The following is a 25,388-nucleotide window of genomic DNA, read 5'->3' as shown; positions in this document are numbered from 1 at the left end:
CCGCCCCCCGCTCTTCCGCTCGGACACCCCGAGCCCATCCCACACCCCGGCTTCATCCACCAAGGTTCATTCCGCGCTCTCATCACGACTGCGGTCGATCGCAGTGGGCTGTCAATGGGGAACGGACCGAACAGCAAGGGGAGTTCAGGGCTTATCACGCATCTGAGCGACGCAGGAACACTCTGTGGATAATTAGCCCAAATGGGTGGCGCTCCAGTGCGGTGTAGGGCGACCACGAGCTGTCCGCGACGGTTCCGCCTCACGCGCTAGCTTCGTACCGAGTCAGCGTCCAAGCTACGGCGGCCGTTGTCCCTCCGTGGCCTCTCTCGGAGAGGTGGCCAGCGTATGCGGCTCGGCTAGGTCAGAGTGCTGACCACCAGCGCGAGCAGGGCTGCGAGCAGAGTGAGTGTGCTGCCGAAGGCAACTCCGGAACGCAACAGCGCGGCTGGGAGGGAAGCGCCGTCCCATCGGGCGAGAAGGGCGGCAGTGACGGCGGCCAGGAGGGCAAGAAGGGCGGCGGCGAACAGTGCGAGAGCCAGTAGCACGAGGTGTATCGGCGAGGCAGGCATGAGGGTTCTTCCGTTTCCGTCTATTGGGTGGGTGACGTAAAGGGAAGATGGTCGAAGTCGCGTACAGCGGCGTTCGGTTGGACAAACATGAACGGGCCTGAACAACAGCGACGGCGCTGTGTGGGGGAGGGGCCGGTGGCGAGTGAGGACCAGCGGGAGGCGCTGGCGGAGTTGAAGGAGCGGCTGCGGCGCCTGCGGGTGCAGCGGCGGTTGTCGATGACCGCGCTGCCCAGACGGGCCGGTCTGGGGCGTACCACAGTCAGCCAGGCGCTGAACGGGGCGAGCGTACCCAGCGATGCAACCGTAGCCGCGCTCGCCTCGGCGCTGGGCGCCGACCCCGAACCGCTGCTGCGCCTTCGGACCCGTGCTCTGCCGCCTAGCGAGCCTGCGCCGACAGTGGGGGATACGGGCGCCAGACCGGGAGCTGACGGGCAGTTTGAGGGCTGGTACCGGCAGTATGTGGAGCGCCAGTACGGGAAGTTGTCAGTGATCGGGCTGGATCTGTCGCGGCCGGACCGCGCCTGCTGGCCGCTGGATGCCGCCTATCTCAGCTTGGAGCTCGCCACACCCGCTCATGGCCTCGTCTCGATCGTGAACCAGAGCACGATGGGCGCGGGCCCTGATGGCGGGGTGGAGGTGCGGGTGGAGCGGGCCGAGCAGGCCCTGGCGGGACGTGGGCGGATCCTGGTGCGGGGGCTGGCCGGCAGTGGCAAGACCACTCTGCTGCAGTGGCTCGCGGTCTCCACCGCCCGCCGCAGCCTGCCGCCCGAGCTCGCCCACCTTGAGAACTGCCTGCCATTCGTCCTGCCCCTGCGGACACTGGTACGTCGCGGCGAACTTCCCTCCCCGGACGAATACCTGACCGCGACCAGCTGCCCGCGCGCAAGCGCCCAATCGCCCGGCTGGGCCGACCGCGTTCTGCTTGACGGCCGCGGTCTGCTGCTTATCGACGGCTTGGACGAAGTACCGCAGGCGCAGCGGGCGCAGACCCGGCAGTGGCTGCGCGACCTGCTCGCCGCCTACCCGCACGCCGCTTACCTGGTTACCACCCGGCCTTCAGCGGTGCCCGAGGGCTGGCTTGCCGACAGCGACTTCACCGAACTCACCGTACGTCCGATGAACACCAAGGATGTGGCGGTGTTCGTCACCCGCTGGCACACCGCAGCCGCTGCCAACAACACCAGCATGCAGGAAAGCGCGGGCCTGGCAGTCCTGGAAGAGGAACTGAAGGACACGGTGCGCTCCCAGCGCGACCTGGCACGCTTGACCACCACCCCGCTGTTGTGTGCCCTGGTCTGTGCCCTGCACCGCGACCGGCGCGGCCATCTGCCCCACGGTCGCATGGAGTTGTACGAGGCCGCCCTGTCGATGTTGCTGCACCGGCGCGACCGCGAACGAGACATCGACGCCCCTGAAGGCATCTCCCTCACCGAGCACCAGAGCATTCAGCTCCTGCAGCGCCTGGCCTACTGGCTCATCCGTAACGGGCAGACCGAGCTCGACCACGACACCGCCCGTGCCCAGATCGACGATGCCCTGCCGCACATGCCCCGTATCGCCCAGCAGGCCAACGCCGACGAAGTCCTCACCCACCTCCTCGCCCGCTCGGGACTGCTGCGCCAGCCCACCGCCGACACCATCGACTTCGTCCACCGCACCTTCCAGGACTACCTTGGAGCCAAAGCCGCCATCGAAGCCCGCGACATCCCCCTCCTGGTTCGCCACGCCCACGACGACCAGTGGGAAGACGTCCTGCGTATGGCCGTCGCCCATGCCCGCCCCCACGAACGCACCAGCCTGCTCCGCCGTTTGATCGCCCGCGGCGACCGCACCCTGAAATACCGCACCCGGCTGCACCTGCTGGCCACCGCCTGCCTCGAACACGCCACCGAACTCGACCCTGCCATTCGCCAAGATGTCCAGCAGCGCACCGCTGCCCTCCTGCCGCCTCGCAGCTTTGATGAAGCCCAGGCCCTGGCTGCTGTCGGCCCGGTAATCCTTGACCTCCTTCCTGGCCCTGAGGGTCTTGAAGACGACGAAGCCGAGGCAGTTGTACGCACCGCCGGCTGCATCGGCGGTGACGCTGCCCTCACCGTCATGAAGAAGTTCCGCACCAGTACCAGCAACAACGTGAAGATGGCATTGGAAGGAAACTGGGACAACTTCGACGCTGAGGACTACGCCCGCGAAGTCCTCACCCACATCCCCAGCCTCCGGCATGTGAGAGTGCACTCAACTGAACAACTCAGTGCACTACGAACCCTGCCCACTCCAGAGAGTTTCGGATTCGACGGCGATTTCACGAGCCGTGACATCGCAGACTCAGTCCCGCCGGAAAAAATTCAGAGCCTACAGATCTCGAACAACTCAGTGCTACGAAACCTGGACTTCCTTCGGTCCTACACGTCCCTGACGTACTTCAGCCTCAACAACTGCCCCAACAGCACAGACCTCACCCCCCTCGCCGACACAGCCGTCACGAGCCTCTACCTCTTCGACGGGACAGAGCGTGTCGAGAGCCTCCATGCCTTGACCAAGCTGCAGCACCTGGGCCTCAACATGAAACTCGCGCACAGCGGACTTCAAACGCTGCCCGTCACCGCAGATCTCCACAGTCTGATGCTTGGACATGCAGCATGCAGCGACGTGAGTACTCTGGCAGGGGTCACCCGCTGGCCCAGCCTTACCACCCTGAACCTGTGCGGGCCCTTGGATCTTTCTCACGCATCTTCGTTAGCTGAGCTCAATTACCTCATGCTTCAAGGTGATGCTGGCCTGTACATGCTCGATCAACTTCCTGCTAACCCACAGATCCAGCGCCTGTTCCTGGGGACGTGGAAAGAAGATGACGACCTCACCATCGTGCCCAGGACGCTCCCCAATCTCACGAAGCTAGAAATCATGTGTCAAGGCACGCACCGACAGGTCGATCTAGCCCCCTTACGCGGTCTGGCAGACCTCGCCATCAACGTCATCGATGCACGCGAAGTCCTCGGCGCAGAACACTTCCCACCCGGCACCGTCACTCGCAGACCCCGTCCCCGCAGTTGAGAGGGTGCCGTGGACGCAGGGGGAGTCGATACCTCTGACAGCGGCCTCGGCATCGAGGCCAGGTCCGTGCCGCTGGGGATGCCCATTCCCCCGCATTGAACTGGGCCATGCAATTTGCCCTGGTGTAGTCAGTCGCCAGTCGGTAGCTTGTTCGAAGATTCCTGGCTGATGACAACGGACACAGAGGCTCCTCCCTGACGTCAGGGGCGGAGCCTCTGCACGTCGGAAGGGGAATCCGCTGCGCGTGGGTTCGATTTCCGTCCTTGAGCTGGCGCGATCGTCCGCTATCTCGTCGGCGCGATCTTGCCGGGCCTCATTGAGGCCGAGTTGAGGCCGCAAGGACAGGAACAGACTGACAAGGGCTGAGGAGCACCCACATGGATAGCCCCATCTGACCTGCGAAAACGTCAAGGATGAGCGTTGATCGGCAAGGACCGCCAAGATCCTCAAAGGACTCATAATCCGTCGGCCGTGGGTTCGAGTCCCACCCGCCCCACCAGCCACGCCATCTGACCTGCGGAAACGTCACTTCGGTGGCCCTGAGTGAGGCTCAGCTGTTGGAGGTTACGCAGCGGAGCCGAAAAGCAAGATCCAGTGGACGCTCAGTGGACGCGAGGAAACGGAGACGGGTCGCAGGAAGTCGCGCGGCCTGACCGGAGGCTCGTCGGGCGCCCATCTCGCAATACAACGCAGGCGGCTGTCGTTTGGTTGTGGACGACGGCCGTGCCCCGGTCGGTGAGGCCGGGCTTCCTTGCTGTGGCGCTGAGTTGGCCGAGCGCGGTGGTGCTGAAGTCGGTGGCGTGCACGGTGAAGCCATTGCGGGCGAAGAACAGCGTGCCCTTGCTGCCCGGCGCCGAGTTCGAGGACCGTGTGGGCGTCGGCGGCGCCCTTGACCCGCATGGCGGCGGCGGCCACGGCCAGTTGGTGCCCGCATCGGCAGATCCCCCGGTGAGCGCCCGCAGGAGCTCTGCTACTTGAGCTCGGGCGCCCGGCGTGCCGGTATGGCCGGAGGCCGGGGTCGCGGCGTAAGGCATGGATGTTCGTGTTCTTCTTCATCTTGCTCACCGCCCCGTAAGCCCACGGTCTGCGCCGGCCGTCGAAGTTCCTGTTTCTGCCACCCTCCCTCCGTCGTGAGCGGTAGGACACGGGCCGGTCGTACCCGATGGGCGGGTCGACCGGCCTCGCCTTGGGGCGAAGGGGGGCGGACGTCCGGTCGTATGAGGAGGGCCAAAGAGGCGTGGCAGGCGCCAGACCGCCATCGTTCTGTGGGGAGCAGAGGTCGGCACGTCACACACGCAGTGTGTGACGCAGGATGTCGGCGAGTTCGTCGAACTTCTCCTCGGCCGTGCCGGGGCCGCTGCGTGCGGCGTCGGTGACGCAGCCTCGTATGTGGTCGTCGAGGAGACCGAGGGCGACTTCTTGGAGCGCGTGTGTGGCGGCGCTGATCTGGGTGATGACGTCCATGCAGTAGCGGTCGTCGGTGATCATGCGGGAGATGCCGCGGATCTGGCCTTCGATCTTGTCCAGGCGGGCCAGGTGGTCGGCCTTGTGGTCGGCGTAACCGGGTGCCTGAGGTGGCCGGCCTCGGGTGTGGCTGTTTCGGGCCGGGGCGGTGGTCACCGGGGTTCGCCTCCTTCGTGATGACGGCCGGGAGCGTGGGTGCGGTAGCGGTCGGGGGCCGCATCGAACGCGGCGGCGCACTGGGCTGAGCAGAAGTAGCGGGTGCCGGTGTCGGTCCGGCGCTGTTCGGGGGCGGTGGCCTCGTCGACGGGCATACCGCACACCGGATCCACGGCCTGATCATCCTGATCATCGCTGTCGCGCCGAAGCTCATGGGCTGCGGATGCGGCGTGGTGGTGCGGCTGGGGCCCGGCGGCTGCCGTGTCGCCGGCCCGGTCGGCTGCGGACTCGACACGGGGCTGGACGCGTGCGGGGTGGACGGGCGGCAGCGGCCGGGTGTGCCAGCGGCGCAGCCGGGAGGCGTTGGTGACGACGGACAGCGAGGACAGCGCCATCGCGGCGGCGGCAATGATGGGGCTCAGCCGGATGCCCCACAGCGGGTAGAGGGCGCCGGCGGCCAGGGGGATGCCGACGGCGTTGTAGACCAGGGCGAAGAACAGATTCTGGCGGATGTTGCGCATCGTGGCGCGGGAGAGCCGGATGGCGGTGACGACGCCGCCGAGGGAACCGGAGATGAGGGTGATGTCGGCGGCCTCGATGGCGACGTCGGTGCCGGTGCCGATCGCGAGGCCGACATCGGCGGCGGCCAGGGCGGGGGCGTCGTTGATGCCGTCACCGACCATGCCGACGGTGCGACCCTCGCCCTGCAGACGACGGACCTCGTCGGCCTTGTGCTCGGGCAGCACCTCGGCCAGCACCCGGTCCACGCCGACCTGGGCGGCGATCGCCGCGGCCGTGCGGGCGTTGTCGCCGGTGATGATGACGACCTCGATGCCCAGGTGCTGCAGGGCGGCGATGGCGGCGGCGGAGTCGTCCTTGACGGTGTCGGCGACGGCCAGCACACCGGAGGGACGTCCGTCGACGGCGACGAGCACGGGGGTCTTGCCCTCACCCGAGCAGGCGGCCGCCACGGGGACGAGGGCGGTGGTGTCGATGCCGACGTCGCCGAGGAGCCGGGTGGTGCCGATCAGGACGGCGTGTCCGTCGACGGTGGCCTGGACGCCCTTGCCGGTGACCGAGGCGAAGCCGGTCGCGGTGGGCCAGGTCAGACCTCGTTCGCGGATGCCCGCGATGATGGCCCGGGCGAGCGGGTGTTCGCTGTCGGCCTCGGCGGCCGCCACCAGCCGCAGCATCTCCGCTTCGTCGATGCCGTCGGTCGTGTGGACGTCGGTCGTGTGGACGTCGGTCAGGACCGGTTTGCCCTCGGTGACGGTGCCGGTCTTGTCCAGCACCACGGTGTCGAGCTTGTCCGCGGTCTCCAGGGCTTCGGCGGAGCGGATCAGGATGCCGGCCTGGGCGCCCTTGCCCGTACCCACCATCACCGACAGCGGAGTGGCCAGCCCGAGCGCGCACGGGCAGGCGATGATCAGTACCGCGACCGCGGAGACCAGCGCGAGGGTCAGCGCGGGGGACGGGCCGACGGTGAACCAGAGGGCGAAGGTGCCGATCGCGATCGCGATGACCGCGGGCACGAAGTAGGCGGAGACCGCGTCGGCGAGCCGCTGGATGGGGGCCTTGGAGGCCTGGGCCTGCTGCACGAGGCGGATGATCTGGGCCAGCATCGTGTCGGCGCCGACCTTGGCCGCCCGTACCCGCAGGGATCCGGTGCCGTTGACGGTGGCGCCGATGACCGTGTCCCCGGCGTGCTTGGTGACCGGCATCGGCTCGCCGGTGACCATCGACTCGTCGACCGCGGAGGAGCCGGAGAGAACCTCGGCGTCGACGGGGATCTTCTCGCCGGGCCGGATGACCAGTTCGTCGCCGACCACGACGTCCTCGATGGGGATCTCGGTCTCGGTGCCGTGGCGCACCACGCGGGCGGTGCGGGCCTGCAGTCCCAGCAGGGCGCGGATGGCCTCGCCGGTGCCGGCCTTCGCGCGCGCTTCCAGCAGCCGTCCGAGCAGGATCAGGGTCAGGATGACGCCGACGGCCTCGAAGTAGACCTCGCGCACGTTCTCGGGCAGCAGACCGGGGGCGAGGGTGACCAGCAGGCTGTAGCCGTAGGCGGCACTCGTACCCAGGGTGATCAAGGAGTTCATGTCGGCCGCGCGGTGGCGCAGGGTCAGCCACCCCGTCACATGGATCGGCCACCCCGTGTAGAACATCACCGGCGTGATCAGCGCCAGCTGCAGCCAGTGATTCAGCATCCAACCGGGCACCCAGTCGGCCCCGAACAGTTCGTGCGCCATCACCACGAACAGCACTGGGGCGGTGAGCACCGCGCCCACCAGCACCCTGCGGGTGAGGTCCTTGATCTCCGCCTGCCGCTCGGAGGCGTCCGCAGCCTCCGCGTCGGCCGCGGTCCGCTCCTCCCCGGCTGCCGGTCCGCCCGTCGCCTGTGCCGCGGTCGCGGCGGTGGTGCCGTGGTCGTCGGGGGAGGGCGGGGCCGTCGTGGATCCGTCAGCGGGCTCGACCAGCAGCGTGCCATGGATCATGTTCATGCCGCAGGCGAAGCCGTAGGAGCCCGGCCGTTCGGGGGCGAGCCGTACCGTGGTGCGGGTGTGGGCGGGCAGGCCCGCGCCGACCCTGAGATCGGGGAAGACCACGCGGGAGGTGCACTCCCCGGACTCCTGCCGGTCGAAGACCAACTCCACCGGCGTGCCCTGGCGGACCTTGATCAGATCGGGGCGGTAGCCGCCCCGCACCGTGACTTCCACCCGCTGCACTCCGCCCACCACGCGGGCGGCACCGGCACGGCGCGGTCCGAAGAAGAACCATCCCAGCGCGGCGATCAAGCCTGCGGCGACCAGGACGACGACGACATCGATGGCACCCATGAGTTGCTCGCCTCCTTGCTGCGTGCTCCTCCAGCCTCCGTCCCGACTACCCCCACCCGGTAGGGGCTTAATGGCCCACCCGTCAGGACCGTCCGGCCCCAGACCACCGCACCCAGGCAGGGGCACGATGCACGTAAGGAGAAAGCTCCTCCGGGCGCGACCTCAGGGTCCGCCCCGATCACCGAGGCAGGTGAGTGGCGATGCTCTGGTACGACCACGACCTCACCGGGTGGGGCTGGTTCGCAATGTCAACCAGCATGATCCTCTTCTGGGCGCTGATCATCACCGCGGCCGTTCTGCTCTTCCGCGCGGCGAACCGGCCCCACGAGCACACCCACACCCCCGCCGCGCCGGCACCTCTGCCCACACCCGAGCAGATCCTCGGTGACCGGTTCGCCCGCGGGGAGATCGACGAAGACGAGTACGGGCGCCGTCTGAACGCTCTGCGCACCGGCCCTGTCACCAAACCCTGAACTGCCGACCGCACCTGGTTGCGGTCCATCCCTCCGCTGAAGGAGGCGTGTGATGAACACGCGCAACTACGGCCAGTACGCGATTGCCGTCGCGATCGTCTTGGTCGGTGTCCTGGCTCTCGGCATGCCGCTGGCCACTCTCATCTGGCTCGCCCTCGTGGCCGCCTGCCCGCTGATGATGTTCTTCATGATGCGCGGCATGCACGGCCAGGACATGCACGGCGGTCACGACCGTGAGACCCGGGACGAGGATCCACTGCACAAGCACGACCACCACACCGGGCCCGGGCGGGCCTGACCGCCCAGGCCCGGGCAGGGGGTGCGTGCCGTGGCCGCTGTCATCGCCTCGCTGGCCGGGGTGCTGATCCTGGCGGGCATCGTCTACGACACTGCCCGCCTGATCACCCCCGACGAGCCACGCTGCCCGTCTCTTGCCCGCCTTCGGGGGCGACGCGCCGCCCTCCAAGTCGCGGAGAACTGGTGCGTGGGCCTACGCCTGCACCACCGCATCGACGCGGTCACCTACCAGCACCGCATGAGTGCCATCGCCCACGGACGGCGGCGCGCCGAAGCCCGATCCGGTACCCGTATGGGAGGACGTCATGACTGACGCGGCATACGGCCTGTGGCCGCTGGTGGTACTCAACACCCCAACGGGACTGGCGCGCGATGGGCGCCTACAGTGCGTTTTTGGTCGCGTTGTTCACCGAGATGTACGGCATTCCGCTGACCGTCTACCTGCTGGGCAGCTGGCTCGGCTCCCCGTTCCCGCTGCTGCGTGACACGCACGCCGGCGGCCCTTACGCCTGGGTGCGCCACCCGCGGTACGACGGCTTCCTGCTCATCATGGTCGGGTTCCTCCTGCAGTGGCCCACCATCCCCACCCTGGTCATGTTCCCGATCCTGGTGTACGTGTACGCCCGGCCGGCCCGCAGCGAGGAACACGAGGTCGCCGCACGGTTCGGTGAGCAGTGGGCTGCCTACGCCCGACTCACCCCGGCGTTCTGGCCCCGGTTGCGCCACTGGGCGGAGCGCGCGGCCCGGCCGCCCGAAGGCGACCGGTGATGACGGCCTGCCGGTTCAGGCCGGGCTCGTCAGAACGTCCGTGTCCACCATGAGGGTCGGGCTCGATCTCGTCATGCGCCGCGTGCTCGGCCCGCTGACCATCTCCACCGTGCTCGTGACGGCCGTCGTGCTTCTCACTCGAAGCATGGCTCGCCCGGCCGCACAGTACGGAACGTGGGGCCCCGGGGCCATTAGAGCGCGCGCAGGTCGGATCGGCTGTCAGTGACAGGCGTGGACGACGGCGTGGCCCTTGCCCCGGCCGATCATCCACTTGTTCACGGGCGTGGTGATCAGGAACGCGAACAGCGCACCGCCCACGCCCAGTGAGGGACCCGCCGCCGGTCAACGGCCCGATCCTGCGGTGCATCCCGGCATGCCGCGCTGGGCCGAGATCCTCTCGATAGCCGCCGCCCTCCTCGTGGCGTTGGTGCTCATGCACGCGCTCGGCTGCGGCATGGGTAACCACTGATCGCGATGGCCATGAACCCTCGTCTCCGCAAGATCGCGCTCACCGCGCACGTCACCTCGTCTCGCGGTGGAGCCGCTTGTTCAGCGCTGGGGACATCGCGGGGGCTGTTCCGGCACGACTGGGTCCGGTTCAAGCTGCTGATCGACATCGTCGCTAGCGCTACGGGTGGCGCAAGCAGCAGGAGTCGCGAGCGGGGAGCGTTCGGCGGTCCGGGACGACCGGGCGGCCGGTGTGGGTGTCGGGCCTGTGTCTTCGCCTGACCGTCCGACTGTCCGGTGACTGCCCTTCACGCAAGGGCAGTTGACCCTCTCCCGATTGCCGCCTTCACGAGGCGAGGGGCGCGAGCTCGGTGAAGGTCTTTCCGCCGTCGACGGATTCGTACACGCCGTCCTGCGTCGCGGCGAGAACGTGCTCGGCGTCCACCGCGGTCAACGCCTGGGGCTGTCCGCCGGGCACGGTCGTGAGCTGCTTCCACGTCCTGCCGCCGTCCGCGCTGCCGCTCAGCTTCCCGGACGGGTCGATGCCGAACAGGGACTTCTCCGCGGGCCAGGACAGGAAGGCCTGGACCTGCCCGGATCCCTTGCCGAAGCTGCGGCCGCCGTCGGTGCTGGTCGCGACGCCGTCGGCCGTGGTGGCCAGCAGCTTGTCCCCGGCCGGGCTCACCGCGAGGTCGAGCGCCTCCAGCGTCGCCCGGTCCTCCCAGCTCTTCAGATCGCTGCTCACCCTGATGCGTCCGCCCTCGTATCCGTAGACGGTTCCCTTGGCCGAGTCCAGTGAATGGAAGTCGGCCTCTCCGGACAGCGACCGGGACGTCCATGTGCGACCCGCGTCCTTGGTCTCGATGAGGCCGACGTTCCCGGGACGGTCGCTGCCCTCGGCGCCGTGCCCGCTGGCGACGAAAGTGTTCTCGCCGGTCACGGTGAACCCCATGAAGTCGTCTCGGCTGTCGCCGACGAGCTTCGGCTTCTCGCCCTTGGCCACGGTGTGGACGCCGGTATGGGTGGCGACGTACACGCGTCCGTCGGCGGGATCGACACCCAGACCGTGCACATGGGAGAGCATCCCCGACGAGTCCGAAGCATCTGCCGCCATGTCCGTGCCCGCGGAGCCTCCACCGCAGGCGGCGAGGGACAGGGACGCGATCGAGGCGCCCACGACGGCGAGCAGCTTACGGACGGCCGAACGTGCGGTCACTGAAGTTCCTTGAGTGATACGGGTGTTGGTGCTCAGGGCCGGGACGCGGCGAAGAACGGCATGGAGTCCAGCGGGACGATCTCGATGTTCTTGCCGGTGCGCGGCGCGTGGATGGCCTTGCCGTCGCCGACGTACATGCCGTTGTGCTGGTTGTCGTTGTACCAGTAGATGATGTCGCCCGGCTGCAGGTCCGACTTGGACACCTTGCGGCCCGCGTCGTACATCTGCTTGACGGTACGGGGCAGGGAGACGCCCGCCGAGCGCCAGGCGGCTCCGACGAGTCCTGAGCAGTCGTAGGAGTTGGGGCCGGTCGAACCCCACTCGTAGGGCTTGCCGAGCTGGGCGTACGCGAACTCGATGGCGGTCTTGGCGCGACCGCTGGCGGGGCCGTTGTAGGAGGCGGGGGAGTCGCTGGCGCCCGAGGAGGCGTCGTCCTGCTCCTGGGCGGCCTCCATCCTGGCGCGCTGCTCGGCGGTCAGGCTGTTGAGGAGCTTGCGGGCCTTGGTGAGCTTGCCCTGGACCTCGTCCTTCTTCGCGGCGGCCTGGGCGCGCGTCTCCTCCAGGGACTCCAGACGTTTCTGGGCGTCCTCCCGCTCCTGGGTGAGTTCGCGCTGCTTGGCCTGCATCGCGCGCAGGGCGTCGGCCTGCCGGCTGCTCGTGCGGTCGAGCATCTCGGCCTGGTCGAGATAATCGTCCGGGTCGCCGGAAAGAAAGAGCTCCACGCTCGGGTCGATGCCGCCGCTGCGGTACTGCGCGGCCGCCAACGGGCCTATCTTCTCCCGCAGTTCGTTGACCTCCTGCTGCTTGCGGGCCAGCCGGTCCCGCGCGGCGTCGACCTCGCCCTGCAGCTTCTTCTGCTGCTCGCTGATGGCGTTGAACTCCTCGGTGGGAGCCTCGGCCTCCTCGTAGAGCTGCTCGACCTGCTTGCGCACCTCGTCCACCGTGGGCTCGGGGGCCGCCTGGCTCTGCGTCGGCAGGAGGCTGACGGCGCCGGCGGCCATCCCGAGGGTGGCTATCCGGGCTCGGCTGGGCGGCTTCGGCCGACGGTGGGTTCCCATCGTGGGGTGAACTCCTCTGCGCGGTCTGTGTAGCAGGCGACGGGCTCTGGCGGCCGTCGTACCGGCGCCAGGGCGCCGACCATCAAGCACGTTAGAACTTAGTAGCTTCGTAGTTCGTGTCGCAAGCGAGTCCGAGTCACGGGCGTCTCACACGAATCGCTCAGCCGAGCCCGGGCGGGCAGGCGACCAGCAGCGGCAGCAGCGGAACCGCCACGGCCAGGGCGGCGACGGAACCCCACAGGGCGGGGTGGGGTGCCTTGCGCGGACCCAGGACTCGCTGCAGCCGGATGAGGACGGTGTGGCCGCCCGCGGCGAACGCACCCTTCGGGGTGCGGGCCGCGGCCATCTCGTACATGGCGGTGGCCAGCACCTGGTCGGAGTGCCGGCGCAGGGCGCGGTCGTCCGCGATCATCTCCAGCAGCAGTGCCGTCTGCTCCCGGGCGTGGCGGGCCAGCGGGAGGCGGCGGAACACCGAGTGGAAGGCCTCCACGGCGGCCAGGACCAGGTGGTGGCGGCCCGCGATGTGGGCCTGCTCGTGCTCCAGTACGGCACCGAGCTGCCCCGGTGTCAGCTCGCGCACGGCCGCGTCGCTGACCACGACCCTGGGCCGGCGGCCGGGCAGACAGTACGCGGCGGGGACGGCGTACGGCAGGACGGTGGCGCTCAGCCGGGCCGAGTGGCGGCCCACCAGGTCGAGCGTCTCCCGGTGTTCCGTCCGCGCCCGGCGGGCGCGCGTCACGTGGAAGGCGAAACTGGCCGCCAGGGCGATCGCGATGGCGGCGGGCACGCCGACGGCCAGCCGGTCCGCTGTGCTGGGGTCGGGCCTGCCCTCACCCACATCGAGCCCACAGGAGTGCAGCAGGCCCACCAGCCCCGCGTGCAGGTGCTCGGTCGGCATGGCCAGGTTGTACGCGGTGAGCGCGACCCCGATCGAGAAGGAGACCGCGAGGGCGTGCCACACGGCGACGGCCAGGGCGGGCGCCCGGTGCGGCCATCGAGCCCGCAGTATCACGTGCGGGGCGACGACACCCACCATGGCCGTGTAGCCGACCAGGGCGGGGGCCGCGTTCACGGCTTCGCCTGTCGTCCGACGCTCCGCAGGGCCTTGCGCAAGGCTGCCACCTCTGCCTCGGACATGTTCTCGACGAAGTGGACCAGCGCGGCCGGCCGGTCCTTGCTCTCTCCCAGGCCGTCCTCCATGAGCGTGGCGGCGTACGCCTCTCGGCTGCGTACGGGGGAGTAGAGCCAGGCTCGCCCCTGCTTGCCGCGCAGCAGCCAGCCCTTGCCGTACAGGATGTTGGTGACGGTCATCACCGTGGTGTACGCGACCGGTCGGGTCTTGTTTATGTCGTCGACGACCTCGCGCACCGTGGCCGGACGGTTCCACGTCCAGAAGCGGTCCATGATCTCCGCCTCGAGATCCCCCAGCCGTCGCATGGGCCTGACTCCTTTTTCGCCACCGAATGCGCAAGCGAATACGCAAGGCCATAGTAGACGGCTGGTCTGCTCGGACTTCCTTGGCGGCGGACGCTCACCCGCCCACCCTGCCGGTTTGCGGCCCATCTCGCGTACGGCCGAGATGCAAGGGGTCGACGGCCTGCACCTACGATGGCGCTGTGACGCGCCCCGTACAGCTCGCCCCTCGACCGCAGTCGGTACTGCGGTCCTGTGGGTTGCTCGTGGGCGCTCTGCTGCTCGGCCTGCTCGCCATGCACGGTCTCGGACCGGTGCCAAAGGCCGCGACCGCTCACGGACGCGACCGGACGGTGGAGGCCGCGGGCATGGGCATGGGCGCCACCGCGGCCAAGCCCACGACGTGCGATCACGGCGGTGGCGACTGCCAGGGGCACGCGAAGCACGCGGATCCGACCTGCGCCTCCGCGTCGGTGACCGGGACTCCCGGCGTGGTGCCCGCGCTGCTGCCCGATGTGGTGGCCTGCGCCGGAGCGCCGCTCGCGCGCACCTCTCCGGACGGCAGCGGACCCGACGGCGGCAGGGCGCCGCCCTCACTCTCCGAACTCCAGCTCCTGCGGATCTAGAGCGACCCGCGTGACCCCGCATGCCCATCAGGGCGCGGCGCCGCGCATCGGCATGCCCTTCGCAGATCCGATCCCAGGAGTTCCACCATGACCGCACGCCGCAAGCTCATCCGCCGTACCGCCCTCGCCGCCGCCGCGGGAGTGGCCGCCCTCGTGCTCGCCGCCTGTGGCGGCGACAGCGACAGTGGCGGACACGACATGGGCTCGATGGAGTCCGACTCCGGCCCGTCCGCCTCCGCCTCGGCCAAGGCCGGCGGCCACGGCGACGCGGACGTCGACTTCGCCACGGAGATGATCCAGCACCACCGTCAGGCCGTCGGCATGGCCGAGCTGGCCGCCGACCGTGCCTCCTCGCAGGAGGTCAAGGACCTCGCCACGAAGATCAAGGGAGCGCAGGACCCGGAGATCAAGACGATGTCCGGCTGGCTCACCTCGTGGGGCGAGGAGGTCCCCGCGGACATGTCGGGTATGGAGGGCCATGACATGTCCTCCGGGATGCCCGGCATGATGAGCAGCGAGGACATGGATGAGCTGGAGAAGGCCTCCGGTGCCGAGTTCGACAAGATGTTCCTCAAGATGATGGTCGAGCATCACGAGGGCGCCGTCGAGATGGCCAAGACCGAGAAGTCCGACGGCGAGTACGGCCCCGCGACGAAGCTCGCGGGCGACGTCATCACGGCCCAGACCGCCGAGATCGAGCAGATGAACAAGATGCTCGACAAGAGCTGACGCAGCGCCAGGAAACGGTGGGCCGTCGGGGCGAGACCCTGGCGGCCCACCGTCGCCGTGGCATCACGAGGTGCCGAGCCGATCGTTTGCAGTCAGCGAAGTGTCCATCCCTCTCGTTCGATTGGTCCCCCTGGGTGGCGGGCTCACCCGCAGATGGCTTGTTCACGCAGTGTTCTCGGCACTCGATACGCAAGGGGCTCCTGGGGCGGGTTAGGATCACGGCGTGATTACGGCCTGGTCGCTTTCCGGTATGCAGCGGAGCCGCTCGACAGCGGCTTCGTGGCGCGTGCTGGGCCTGGGCCTGTTCCTCTTCGGTCTGCTGTATACGCACGCCGTCAGCCCCGATGCCACGGTGCGTCACCTCGCTTCCGGCGAAGGCGTCACCGTGTCCGACGTTCATTTCGAGCCCGTCGCAGACCATGAGAAGGTTGCGACTGCCACGTCGGCAGTGCGCCCGAGCGAGGCGCCCGACGCTCCGTTGGACGACCACCACGACGGACACGGGCAGCACCACGCCGGCGGGGAGTGCGCGCTGGGGCAGCCTCCGCAGGGGCCCGACCTTGCCGTGCCCTGTCTGTCCGCGCTGAGTTCGGAGAGCGTTGACAGCGGCGTGCCCCAATCGGTGTACGCCGGTCACGCCGCGGCCCGGGACATGGTGGCCCCGATAGCGCATGCAGCGGACTCCGCGGTTCTGCGTATCTAGGTCAGCGCCGTTCTGGCGTCTGACCTCCTCCGCCTGGCGTTCTTCCGGTGCGGTGCGGGGATGGTCGACGACCCTTTCCACCCCCCACTGATCCCTGTCCCTGCCGTGCCCCTCTCCGGCCAGGGCAGCGCCGCGCGGAGGACTTGTGCCCCCCACCTTTGCAACCGTCACCACCCATGCCCCAAGGGCGAGTTCGCATCAGAAGAACCGTTTCATCCGGACCACGCTGTACGTCCTGCTGCTCGCGCTGCTGACGTGCCTCAGCGAGCAGCTCCACGCGGCGGAGCCGCCGTACGGTCACTTAGCCGCCGAGTCGAGTGAAGTCCCGCTGCCCCCGGACAACTCCGAGGGCGAGATCCTCGACGTATCGGACACTCCCGATCGTTGCCACGACGCAGGTTCCAGGGCAGCCACCTTCTCGAAGTCCTCGGCTCGCGTCTCATCACCTGCGACCGCCGCCGCGTCGCTGAACGACGCGGCGGACCGCCTCTCGCACGATCCCCGTGGTGCCGTGCGAAGACTCCCGCCGAGCGGCGGCCGTCCCGCGCTCATCTCCCTCTGCCAGTGGCGCATATAGGCGCTGCCCCGGCAGGTCGGCCCCGGCCGGACCGCCGCGCGCCGCGCATCCGCAGGCGCGCGAGATGAGCATCCGCACGCGTCCGCATCGAACGAGAGCGAAACAGATGCACTCCCTGACCACGAGTGACTTCACCCCCGCCGGCTCCACCCTCCCCGGGCTGGTCGGCAACACCCCTGTTCTGCGCGTATCCCAGCCCTTCTCCCCGCCCGACCGTGGCTTCTGGGCCAAGCTGGAGGGCTTCAACCCCGGCGGCATCAAGGACCGTCCCGCACTGCACATGGTCGAACGGGCCCGAGCCCGCGGTGACTTGAGCCCGGGACGTCCGATCATCGAGTCGACCAGCGGCACCCTGGGCCTCGGCCTCGCCCTGGCCGGAATGGTCTACGGCCATCCCGTCACCCTGGTCACCGACCCGGGCCTCGAACCGTCCATGACCCGACTGCTCACGGCCTACGGCGCCACCGTCGACATGGTCCCCGAGCCGCACCCCACCGGCGGCTGGCAACAGGCCCGCCGCGACCGAGTGGCCGGACTGCTGACGCGGACCCCCGGAGCCTGGTGCCCCGACCAGTACAGCAACCCGGACAACGTCTCGGCCTACACCCCGCTGGCCCTCGAACTCGCCTCGCAGATGGGCCACATCGACATACTGGTCTGCAGCGTCGGGACAGGCGGCCACTCGGCCGGCATCTCACGCGTCCTGCGCCAGCTGTACCCCGAGATGCGACTGGTGGGCGTGGACACCATCGGCTCGACCATCTTCGGCCAGCCCGCCCGCCCCCGCCTCATGCGCGGCCTCGGCTCCAGCATCTACCCACGCAACGTCGCCTACGAGAACTTCGGCGAGGTGCACTGGGTGGCACCGGGCGAATCCGTCTGGGCCTGCAGGCAGTTGGCCACCTCGCACTACGCCACGGGGGGCTGGAGCGTCGGCGCGGTCGCGCTCGTGGCCGGCTGGCTCGCCCGTACGACACCTGCGAGCACCCGCATCGTGGCGATCTTCCCTGACGGGCCCCAGCGGTACCTGGAGACGGTCTACGACGACGAATACTGCGCCAAGCAAGGGCTGTTGGGTGTCACTCCCGCGCCCGAACCGGAGGTCGTCGGACGTCCCGACGAGAAGGAGGTCACCCGCTGGACCCGCTGCGCGAGGGTCGGCGATCCCCTCTCCCTGACGGCCGAGGCGGCCGGTGCCGAAGGCGGGGTGGCGCGGTGAAGACGATGCTCACGCAGGTCCGCTCCTACGAGCGGAGTGTCCAACTGCTCATGGTGAACCAGTTCACCATCAACCTCGGCTTCTACATGCTGATGCCGTACCTGGCCGCCCACTTGTCAGGCTCCCTCGGCCTGGCCGGCTGGCTGGTCGGACTCATCCTGGGCGTGCGGAACTTCAGCCAGCAGGGCATGTTCCTCATCGGTGGCACATTGGCGGATCGTTTCGGTTACAAGCCACTGATCGTCGCCGGATGTGTGCTGCGTACGGTGGGCTTCGCCACGCTCGGTCTGGTCGACTCGGTTCCGGCACTACTCGCCGCCTCGGCGGCCACCGGCTTCGCGGGGGCACTGTTCAACCCGGCGGTGCGTGCCTATCTCGCGGCCGACGCGGGGGAGCGCCGCGTCGAGGCGTTCGCCCTCTTCAACGTCTTCTACCAGGCGGGCATCCTGCTCGGCCCGCTGGTGGGGATGCTGCTGACCGGCTTCGACTTCCGGATCACCTGCCTCGTCTCGGCGGCGGTCTTCGCGGTGCTGAGCGTCGTACAGATCCGCTCGTTGCCCGCTCGCCGGGCGGACGACGCGTCGAACGCGAAGTCCGGCGGGCGAGAGCGTGTGCTGTCCCAGTGGGGCGGGATCCTGCGCAACCGAGCGTTCCTGCTCTTCTCGACGGCCATGATCGGCTCGTACGTCCTGTCCTTCCAGGTCTATCTGGCGCTGCCACTGGAGGTACGACGCCTTGGCGGCGACGGCGAGTTCGGGACCGCGGCCGTCGCAGTGCTGTTCGCGGCCTCGGGTCTGGCCACGATCTTCGGCCAGACCCGGGTGACCGCGTGGTGCAGGGAGCGGCTGGAGCCCGGACAGGCCCTGGCCTGGGGGCTGTTGAGCATGGGTGTGGCGTTCGTGCCGCTGCTCGCGGCGGCGGCCGTGCCGGTGCCGGACGAGGGGTTGGGGCGTCGGCTGCTCGCCGCCGTCCCGCCGACGCTGGCCGCGCTGCTGCTGGCGCTGGGCACGATGATCGCGTACCCCTTCGAGATGGACACGATCGTCCGACTGTCGGGCGACCGCCTCGTCGCCACGCACTACGGCCTCTACAACACCATCTGCGGCGTCGGCATCACCTTGGGCAACCTGCTCACCGGGGCGGCCCTCGACGCCGCGCGGTCGGCGGGCATGTCCGCGCTGCCCTGGCTGGCGTTGCTCTCTCTGGGGCTGGTGTGTGCAGGGTCCCTTTACGGGCTGCACAGGGCCGGCCGCCTGACACGCGAGGCTCCTGAGCCTCAGCCGGCAGCGGTCTGACGCAGAACCTGTCCTCGGGGCGAGGCGAGGGGCTCAACGCCGCTCGTCTCGCCCCACAACTGCTTCTGCGGTGCGTACCCCTCTCAGCTCACCGGTCGTACTGCGCCGGGGCCACGATCGTCGGTCCTTCGACGTCTTGGCGGTCGGCGGATCCGACGGGTCCTCCCCGGTGGACCAGGGGCGGACGCTGCCGTCGGTGCCGCCGGCCCAGGGCTGGAGCACGGCGTTCACGGTCGAGGCCGGATTGTCGTCGTGAACGCCGTAGACCTGTTCCGGGTCGAGCCGCCAGGCATGGCCCGGCGCGTTCTGCCAACGGGCCCACAACCGGTCCACGTTGGAGTGGATCAGGAAGACGAACGCGTCGTGGAAGGTGGAAGGAGAAATGCGGGTTCGCGATCGTGCCGCGGATGTAGCCGCTGTGGATGTGGTTGTGCGAGCCCTGCAGGGCCCCGTCCATCGCCGCGTACTGGAGCTCCTGGGGGAGGTGGCCATCAGTCGTGACGGCGCGAGCCTGCGCCGGCCAGGTACAGCACCCCGATGTGTCAGCTCGGCCATGGCCCGGTGGGTGCAGCCGCGACGGGCGGGAAACCCGAACCTGGCCCGCCTGGGTCAGGGCACTATGACGATCTTCCGGCCCTGGCCCGCCGCGAACTGGGCTAGTGCCTGCGGGTAGTTGTCCAGCGGGAGGCGGTGGCTGATGAACACCTGGGGGTCGAGCACTCCGGTGGCGAAGAGGTCTGCCGCGCGTTCGAAGCTGTGCAGGACGGCCATGGATCCGGTGATCGTGATTTCCTGGTTGTAGATGCGGTACGGCGAGATGGTGGCCGTTGTCGCGTAGTCCGCGACGCCGAACTGCAGGAAAGTCCCCGCCCTCGCGACGCGGTCCAGGCCATCCTGGATGGCCGCGGCGTTGCCGGTCGCGTCGATCACCACCTCCCAGCCGCCGGGCTGCTGGAACTCCTCCGCTGAGGCGGCCGCCCTTGAGCAGCCCAGTTTCTCGGCTGTGGCGAGGCGTTCGGGGTTGAGGTCGATGACGTCCACCGAGGCGGCACCGGTGCGCTTGGCCAGCTCCAGCATCATCAGGCCCATGGTGCCGCTGCCGTAGATGAGGACGTTCGCCCCCAGCCTGGCCTTGAGCACGTCGTATCCCCGTACCGCGCAGGACAGCGGCTCGATGAGGGCGGCGTCCGCCATGTCGACGTGTTCGGGCAGCCGGACGCAGTTGGCTACGGGGGCCACGGCGTATTCCGCCGCGCCGCCGGAGACGGTGACGCCGATCGCTGCCCACCGGTCGCAGAGGTTGTTGCGGCCGTTGCGGCAGTAGCGGCACTCGTTGCAGTACAGCGAGGGGTCGACGGCGACGCGGTCGCCGATCGCGAGTTCGGTGACCTCGCTGCCGAGGCCCACGACCTCCCCGGCGAACTCGTGGCCCGGCACGACCGGGAGGGTTGGCGCGAACTCGCCCTGGAGGATGTGCAGGTCCGTGCCGCACAGCCCGCAGGCCGCCACGTCGACGACGACCTCGCGCGGTCCGGGGGTGGGATCGGGCACCGTGGTGACGGTGACCTTGCCGGGGGCTTCGATGACGGCGGCTTTCACTTGACTGCTCCTAGGGACAGGCCGCGCACCAGCTTGTCCTGAGCAGCCCAGCCGGCGATGAGGACCGGCAGGGACACCAGGGTGGCGGCGGCGCACAGACGGGCAAGGAAGAGGCCCTCGTTGGTGATGAAGCCGACGAGGAACACCGGGGCGGTGGAGGCTGTGGTGGCGGTGAGGTTGACGGCGAAGAGGAACTCGTTCCAGCTGAAGATGAAGCAGATCAGCGAGGTGGCGGCGAGTCCGGGCATGGCGACAGGGCCGACTATGCGCAACAGCACGGTGGGCAGGCCGGCGCCGTCGACCTCGGCGGCCTCCAGGATCTCCTTGGGGACCTCGGCGAGGAACGAGCGCATCATCCACACCGCGATCGGGAGGTTCATGGCGGTGTAGAGGACGATCAGCGTCCACACGTTGTCCAGCATCCCGGCGTCCTTGACGATCAGGTAGATCGGCAGCAGCGCCGCGATGGCCGGGAGGAACTTCGTGGACAGGAAGAAGAACATCACGTCGGTCCACTTCTCGACCGGCTTGATGGACAGCGCGTAGGCCGCAGGCACCGCGAAGGCGAGGACGAGCAGCGTCGAAATCACGCTGGCCATGGCCGAGTTGAGAAGGTACGGGGTGATGTCCCGGCCCAGCAGCAGCTCGTACTGGTCCAGGGTCAGGGGCGCGAGCAGGCTGGGCGGGTTGGTGGCGGCGTCGGCCTCCTGGTGGAAGGAGGTCAGCACCATCCACGCCACCGGCGCGAAGAACGCCAGGGTGGCGAGCCAGGCGACAAAGGTCCACACCGGTGTCAGCCGCGGCGGGCCGCCGTGGTCGTCCTTACGGCGGAGAACCTTCCTGAGCCCGGTCCTTGGGGCGGCGACTGCCGCGTGCGTGGTCATCGGGAGACCTCCTCGCGGAACAGCGACGCGATGGTGCGCAGCGCGAAGGTCGCGATCACGATCGAGCCGAGGACGACGACGACACCGGCGGCGGCCGCCTCGCCGTACTCGTACTTGCGGAACATGGTCAGGTAGATCTCGTAGGGCAGGTTGGTCGTCTGCGAGCCCGGACCGCCCTGGGTGATGGTGAAGACCGCGTCGAAGGTCTGCACGACGTAGATCGTGCCGAGCAGGACACCCAGCTCGATGTACTGGCGCAGGTGCGGCAGCGTGATGAAGCGGAAGGTCTGCAGTGCCGAGGCGCCGTCGACCCGGGAGGCCTCCAGCACGTCTCCGGGCTGGGCCTGTAGGCCGGCCAGCAGGATGAGCATCATGAACGGTGTCCACTGCCAGACCAGTGCGACGACGACGGCCGGCATCGCCGAGTTCGACACCCAGTCGATGGTGGGGCCGTTCTCGGCTCCGAAGAGGCGGTATACGGCGTTCAGAGTGCCGTTGAGGAGGCCGTAGTCGGGGTTGTAGATGGCGTGCTTCCACAGCAGCGCGGCTGCGACGGGCATCACCAGGAACGGCGTGATGAGCAGGGTTCGGGCCAGGCCTCGGCCGGGGAAGCGGCGGTCGAGGAGGAGCGCCAGACCCAGTCCGAGGACCACGCTGATGACCACCACCGACGCGGTGAGCACGACGGTGTTCAGTACCGCCGTGCGCAGCCTTTCGTCGGTGAAGACGAAGGCGTAGTTGGACAGGCCGGTGAAGTGCCGCTGGCCCGGCTTGAGGATGTTCCACTGGAAGGTGGAGATGATCAGCGTGGCCACGAAGGGCAGCTGCGTCACGACGACCGTGAAGATCAGCGCCGGCAGCAGCGGGAAGCGCCGACGCCACTTGTGCACCGTTTCGCGCTTGCCTGGTCGGTGTGGTGGGGGTGTGCGCACCGCTTTGGGTGCGGGAGTGAGCGTGGTCATGAGGGGGTCCTTGAACCGGCCGGTGACGGCCGAGGGATGGGGAAGCGGTGCCCGGCCGGCGTCGGCGGCCGACCGGGCGGTGAGGGTCACTTCTGGTAGGTCTTGGCGACTTCCTCGGCGAGCTCCTGGCCCTTGTCCAGAGCCTTGTCCACGCTGGTCTTGCCGGCGATGGCGGCCGAGATCTCCTGGGTCACCTTGGTGCCCAGGTCCTGGAACTCGGGGACGGCCACGAACTGGACGCCCACCGTGGGCCGCGGCTGCACACCCGGGTTGGTCGGGTTCGCCTGCTCGATGGACTTCAGGGTGATGTCACCGAAGGCCGCGGCCGCCTTCTTGTACTCGGGGATCTCGTAGGTGCTGGTCCGCTTTCCGGCCGGAACGCGCGACCAGCCGAGCTTCTCGCCGACGAGCTTCTCGTAGTCCTTGCCGGACGCCCAGAGCATGAACTTCGAGGCGGCGTCGGCCTTCTTGGTGGTCTTCGGCATCGCCCACGCCCAGGTCCACAGCCAGCCCGAGCTCTCCGTCTTGTCCACCGGCGCGTACGAGTAGCCGACCTTGCCGGCGATCTTGCTGGACTTGGGGTCTTCCAGCGATCCGGCCGCGCTGGTCGCGTCGTACCACATCGCGACCTTGCCCTGGCTCAGTGCGTTCAGGCACTCGGTGAACCCGGCCTGCGGGGCACCCACTTCACCGTGCTTCCTGACCAGGTCGACGTAGAAGTTGGTCGCCTTCTTGAACTCCGCGCTGTTGACCTCGGCCTTCCAGTCCTTGGTGAACCAGGTGCCGCCGAAGGTGTTGACCACGGTCGTCAGTGGCGCGCCGAGCTCACCCCAACCGGCCAGACCGCGCAGACAGATGCCCTTCATACCGGGCTCGGCGCCGTCGACCTTGGCCGCGATGTCGGCGACCTGCTGCCAGGTCGGCTTCTCGGGCACCGTGATGCCCTTCGCCTCCATGACCTCCTTGTTGTACATGAGCATCGAGGACTCGCCGTAGAACGGCAGCGCGTACAGCTTCCCGTCGTCGCCGGAGAGCGACTGGACCATCGGCTTGAGCAGGTCGGCCTCGTCGAAGGCGGAGTCTTTCTCGGCGTAGGAGCCGAGCTCGTGCAGCCAGCCGTTCTTGTGCCAGATGGGCACCTCGTAGGCGCCGATGGTGGCGACGTCGTACTGGCCGGCCTGGGTGGCGATGTCCTGGGTGACTTTGTCGCGCAGCTCGTTCTCGGGAAGGATCGTGAAGTTGACCTTGATACCGGTGTCCTTCGTGAACGTGTCCTTCGTCAGCTTCGCGATGTCCTCCATCTGCGGGTTGCCGACCATCAGCACATTGATGCTCTCGCCCCCGCCTCCGGAGCTCGACCCGCCGGCCCCGCTGCACGCGGCCAGCATCGAGCCCGCGGCCACAGCGACGAGCACAGCGCGAGTGCTTCTCCGGACACGGGTGACTTTTCGGATGGACATGACGACTCCAGAGGTGTTCGAGGGCATGGGAGGCCCAGGCCCGGTCGTGCGAGTGCTTGGCGGGTCCGAGAAAAGACGCGTTGGGAAACGAAGCAGGTCAAACCCGGATGACCTGCGGCCCCAGGAGGAAGTAGCGATGGGCTTCGGAGGCGGGAAGCCCGGTGTCGGTGACGATCGCCTCGAAGTCGGCGATCTCAGCGAAACGACAGAAGCTGGTCGCTCCGAACTTGCTGTGGACGCCCGAGAACACCCGGCGTCGGGAAACAGCCATGACCTGCGCCTTCACATCGCTCACCGCGGGGTCCGGAGTGGTGAGCCCCCGTTGGCGGGAGATGCCGTTCGCTCCGACGTATGCCAGGTCGATGACGAGGCCGGACAGCATGTGAGTCGCCCAGTGATCGACTGTCCCCAGCGTGGCGCCTCGGACGCGACCACCGAGCAGTAGCACGGTGATGTTCTCGACGGCGGCCAGGGTGCCGGCCGCGGCAAGGGAGGAGGTGATGACGGTCAGTGGCCGGTCGCGAGGCAGAGCAGCGGCGATGAGCTGTGGGGTGTAGCCCTCGTCGATGTACACCGTCTCCGCGTCACCGAGCAGTTCCACGGCGGCGGCAGCGATCCGCGACTTCTCCCCGACCTGGCTGGTGGTGCGGTAGGAGAGTGTCGTCTCGAAGCCGGCGCTCTCGACGGGGTAGGCGCCGCCGTGAGTTCGTCGCACCAGCCCGTGAGTATCCAGCAGGTTCAGGTCGCGCCGCACGGTTTCCTTGGAGATGCCCAGGTCGGCGGCGGTCTTGGCCACGTCCACAGAGCCGGCGTGGCGCGCCGCCTCCAGAATGGCGCGTCGGCGTTCTTCGGCGTCCACGGCGACACCTCCACTCCGCGACTCCGGCCCGACACTCGGTCCGGCGGTTTCCGGTCTGGCGCGTTTGCGCCTCCGCATGAGCCCGGCCCGTTCGGGCTCATGCGGACCATTTAGAAGCACGCCCAGCTTTATGAACAGGCTAAACGTCATGAATTCCGTGACCGGATGTGCCCGCTTCGAATGCGGCATTCCCGCAGACAGGAGCCTTATTTAGCCAAGAGCAGGGCATGATCCCCACCCGGATGGGCTCCGAACGTGCCCGTTTGCTGCCTGCCGAAGCAGCGGACGTCCGCACACCTCATCGGTATCGCATCTCTGGTAACGGCGGCGTGGACTGACCGAGTCCTACCTCAAGCTTCGCGGTGGGGTTCAGCCCGGACGGGCGGCTGCCGGCGTCCGGAAGCAGCGACCGGACCGTGAACCTCTGGGACGTCACCGACCCGGCACACTCGACTCGGTGCGCCGCTGTCACCCACCAACGGCACGTCTGGCTGTCATGTGCCGTCCCCATCACCGCGACACCCCTGTCTGCACCGAGTGCTCACGCCGTGTCTGCGTGTCTTCAGATCGCGGGAGCCTCGTTCGTCGGCAACACCGACGGCTGGGGCTCCGGGCCGACCGCAAGGCTCGGAAGCCCGTCGCGCAGGACGGCCACCGCGCAAGCAGCGAAGCTCACCAGCAGCAGTGCGTTAGCCGCGACGAACGGGACCGCGCCGGCGTCCGCGG

25 protein-coding genes and 1 pseudogene are annotated in these 25,388 nt (G+C 68.6%); 12 read left to right on the top strand and 14 right to left on the bottom strand.

The genetic code is table 11. From position 1 onward, the window contains the following. Window positions 1-356 precede the first annotated feature (356 nt). Window positions 357-569 carry a hypothetical protein gene (locus AC5DRG_RS17065; RefSeq protein ID WP_491811369.1) on the bottom strand — a complete coding sequence of 71 codons (213 nt, stop codon included), beginning with the start codon at window positions 567-569 and terminating at the stop codon, window positions 357-359. 135 nt (window positions 570-704) lie between these two features. On the opposite strand from AC5DRG_RS17065, the gene AC5DRG_RS17060 reads away from it, so the two are divergent. Then, window positions 705-3,620 carry an NACHT domain-containing protein gene (locus AC5DRG_RS17060; protein ID WP_491811368.1) on the top strand — a complete coding sequence of 972 codons (2,916 nt, stop codon included), beginning with the start codon at window positions 705-707 and terminating at the stop codon, window positions 3,618-3,620. 723 nt (window positions 3,621-4,343) lie between these two features. Then, a complete protein-coding gene (locus AC5DRG_RS17055) occupies window positions 4,344-4,598 on the top strand; it encodes a hypothetical protein (protein WP_491811367.1) in 255 nt (84 codons plus the stop codon). A 309-nt stretch (window positions 4,599-4,907) separates the two neighbouring features. Here AC5DRG_RS17055 and AC5DRG_RS17050 read toward each other — a convergent pair whose 3' ends face one another. Both AC5DRG_RS17050 and AC5DRG_RS17045 read right to left on the bottom strand, forming a co-directional pair. Then, complete coding sequence (locus AC5DRG_RS17050) at window positions 4,908-5,240, bottom strand: metal-sensitive transcriptional regulator (protein ID WP_491811366.1); 333 nt, start codon at window positions 5,238-5,240, stop codon at window positions 4,908-4,910. Then, window positions 5,237-8,077, bottom strand: coding sequence for a heavy metal translocating P-type ATPase (locus tag AC5DRG_RS17045; RefSeq protein ID WP_491811365.1), 2,841 nt, complete (start codon window positions 8,075-8,077; stop codon window positions 5,237-5,239). The genes AC5DRG_RS17050 and AC5DRG_RS17045 overlap by 4 nt, the downstream gene beginning before the upstream one ends. Window positions 8,078-8,277: 200 nt before the next feature. On the opposite strand from AC5DRG_RS17045, the gene AC5DRG_RS17040 reads away from it, so the two are divergent. From AC5DRG_RS17040 to AC5DRG_RS17025, 4 genes are read left to right on the top strand one after another with little or no spacing between them, the layout of a single operon-like run. Continuing rightward, on the top strand, window positions 8,278-8,550 hold the full coding sequence (locus AC5DRG_RS17040) for an SHOCT domain-containing protein (protein ID WP_491811364.1): 273 nt from the start codon (window positions 8,278-8,280) through the stop codon (window positions 8,548-8,550). Between the two features lie 52 nt (window positions 8,551-8,602). Continuing rightward, entirely contained in the window at window positions 8,603-8,848 is a 246-nt protein-coding gene (locus AC5DRG_RS17035) for a DUF2933 domain-containing protein (protein ID WP_491811363.1), read from the top strand. A gap of 30 nt (window positions 8,849-8,878) precedes the next feature. Further along, window positions 8,879-9,160, top strand: coding sequence for a hypothetical protein (locus AC5DRG_RS17030; protein WP_491811362.1), 282 nt, complete (start codon window positions 8,879-8,881; stop codon window positions 9,158-9,160). A 59-nt stretch (window positions 9,161-9,219) separates the two neighbouring features. After that, window positions 9,220-9,615: a methyltransferase family protein gene (locus AC5DRG_RS17025; protein ID WP_491811361.1), complete on the top strand. Its 396-nt coding sequence runs from the start codon at window positions 9,220-9,222 to the stop codon at window positions 9,613-9,615. A gap of 219 nt (window positions 9,616-9,834) precedes the next feature. On the opposite strand, the pseudogene AC5DRG_RS17020 reads toward AC5DRG_RS17025, so the two are convergent. From AC5DRG_RS17020 to AC5DRG_RS17000, 5 genes and pseudogenes are all read right to left on the bottom strand, one after another. After that, window positions 9,835-9,933, bottom strand: a pseudogene (locus tag AC5DRG_RS17020) (DUF4396 domain-containing protein); the annotation flags it as partial. A 475-nt stretch (window positions 9,934-10,408) separates the two neighbouring features. Next, a complete protein-coding gene (locus AC5DRG_RS17015; protein WP_491811360.1) occupies window positions 10,409-11,278 on the bottom strand; it encodes a F510_1955 family glycosylhydrolase in 870 nt (289 codons plus the stop codon). 32 nt (window positions 11,279-11,310) lie between these two features. Further along, window positions 11,311-12,336 (bottom strand): C40 family peptidase, encoded by a 1,026-nt coding sequence (locus AC5DRG_RS17010; RefSeq protein ID WP_491811359.1) that lies wholly within the window; start codon window positions 12,334-12,336, stop codon window positions 11,311-11,313. Window positions 12,337-12,496: 160 nt separating this feature from the next. Continuing rightward, the gene (locus AC5DRG_RS17005; RefSeq protein WP_491811358.1) at window positions 12,497-13,408 is read right to left on the bottom strand and encodes a M56 family metallopeptidase; all 912 of its coding nucleotides are present in this window, start codon (window positions 13,406-13,408) and stop codon (window positions 12,497-12,499) included. Next, window positions 13,405-13,773: a BlaI/MecI/CopY family transcriptional regulator gene (locus AC5DRG_RS17000; RefSeq protein ID WP_491811357.1), complete on the bottom strand. Its 369-nt coding sequence runs from the start codon at window positions 13,771-13,773 to the stop codon at window positions 13,405-13,407. The genes AC5DRG_RS17005 and AC5DRG_RS17000 overlap by 4 nt, the downstream gene beginning before the upstream one ends. A 179-nt stretch (window positions 13,774-13,952) precedes the next feature. Here AC5DRG_RS17000 and AC5DRG_RS16995 point away from each other — a divergent pair, with 179 nt between their 5' ends. The 6 genes from AC5DRG_RS16995 to AC5DRG_RS16970 all read left to right on the top strand — a co-directional run bounded on the left by AC5DRG_RS16995 (window position 13,953) and on the right by AC5DRG_RS16970 (window position 18,898). Next, window positions 13,953-14,375, top strand: coding sequence for a DUF6153 family protein (locus AC5DRG_RS16995; RefSeq protein ID WP_491811356.1), 423 nt, complete (start codon window positions 13,953-13,955; stop codon window positions 14,373-14,375). 87 nt (window positions 14,376-14,462) lie between these two features. Further along, the gene (locus AC5DRG_RS16990) at window positions 14,463-15,104 is read left to right on the top strand and encodes a DUF305 domain-containing protein (RefSeq protein ID WP_491811355.1); all 642 of its coding nucleotides are present in this window, start codon (window positions 14,463-14,465) and stop codon (window positions 15,102-15,104) included. A 223-nt stretch (window positions 15,105-15,327) separates the two neighbouring features. After that, window positions 15,328-15,807, top strand: coding sequence for a hypothetical protein (locus AC5DRG_RS16985; RefSeq protein WP_491811354.1), 480 nt, complete (start codon window positions 15,328-15,330; stop codon window positions 15,805-15,807). A gap of 145 nt (window positions 15,808-15,952) precedes the next feature. Next, window positions 15,953-16,384: a hypothetical protein gene (locus tag AC5DRG_RS16980; RefSeq protein ID WP_491811353.1), complete on the top strand. Its 432-nt coding sequence runs from the start codon at window positions 15,953-15,955 to the stop codon at window positions 16,382-16,384. Between the two features lie 106 nt (window positions 16,385-16,490). Next, window positions 16,491-17,603 (top strand): PLP-dependent cysteine synthase family protein, encoded by a 1,113-nt coding sequence (locus AC5DRG_RS16975; protein ID WP_491811352.1) that lies wholly within the window; start codon window positions 16,491-16,493, stop codon window positions 17,601-17,603. Then, the gene (locus tag AC5DRG_RS16970) at window positions 17,600-18,898 is read left to right on the top strand and encodes an MDR family MFS transporter (protein WP_491811351.1); all 1,299 of its coding nucleotides are present in this window, start codon (window positions 17,600-17,602) and stop codon (window positions 18,896-18,898) included. Before AC5DRG_RS16975 ends, AC5DRG_RS16970 begins: the two co-directional genes overlap by 4 nt. A 33-nt stretch (window positions 18,899-18,931) precedes the next feature. Here the strand turns inward: AC5DRG_RS16970 and AC5DRG_RS16965 are convergent, their stop codons facing one another. From AC5DRG_RS16965 to AC5DRG_RS16940, 6 genes are all read right to left on the bottom strand, one after another. After that, the gene (locus AC5DRG_RS16965) at window positions 18,932-19,231 is read right to left on the bottom strand and encodes a hypothetical protein (RefSeq protein WP_491811350.1); all 300 of its coding nucleotides are present in this window, start codon (window positions 19,229-19,231) and stop codon (window positions 18,932-18,934) included. A 276-nt stretch (window positions 19,232-19,507) separates the two neighbouring features. Beyond that, window positions 19,508-20,497 (bottom strand): zinc-dependent alcohol dehydrogenase family protein, encoded by a 990-nt coding sequence (locus AC5DRG_RS16960; RefSeq protein WP_491811349.1) that lies wholly within the window; start codon window positions 20,495-20,497, stop codon window positions 19,508-19,510. Continuing rightward, the gene (locus AC5DRG_RS16955) at window positions 20,494-21,381 is read right to left on the bottom strand and encodes a carbohydrate ABC transporter permease (RefSeq protein ID WP_491811348.1); all 888 of its coding nucleotides are present in this window, start codon (window positions 21,379-21,381) and stop codon (window positions 20,494-20,496) included. The genes AC5DRG_RS16960 and AC5DRG_RS16955 overlap by 4 nt, the downstream gene beginning before the upstream one ends. Then, a complete protein-coding gene (locus AC5DRG_RS16950) occupies window positions 21,378-22,343 on the bottom strand; it encodes a carbohydrate ABC transporter permease (RefSeq protein WP_491811347.1) in 966 nt (321 codons plus the stop codon). The genes AC5DRG_RS16955 and AC5DRG_RS16950 overlap by 4 nt, the downstream gene beginning before the upstream one ends. An 86-nt stretch (window positions 22,344-22,429) precedes the next feature. Next, window positions 22,430-23,803, bottom strand: a complete 1,374-nt coding sequence (locus tag AC5DRG_RS16945; protein ID WP_491811346.1) for an ABC transporter substrate-binding protein — start codon at window positions 23,801-23,803, stop codon at window positions 22,430-22,432. Window positions 23,804-23,900: 97 nt separating this feature from the next. Continuing rightward, a complete protein-coding gene (locus AC5DRG_RS16940; RefSeq protein ID WP_491811345.1) occupies window positions 23,901-24,662 on the bottom strand; it encodes a DeoR/GlpR family DNA-binding transcription regulator in 762 nt (253 codons plus the stop codon). Window positions 24,663-25,388: the final 726 nt, after the last annotated feature.

The sequence above is a fragment of the Streptomyces sp. JLBG701 genome (assembly GCF_058544905.1).
This window is presented reverse-complemented; position numbering and strand designations above follow the sequence as displayed.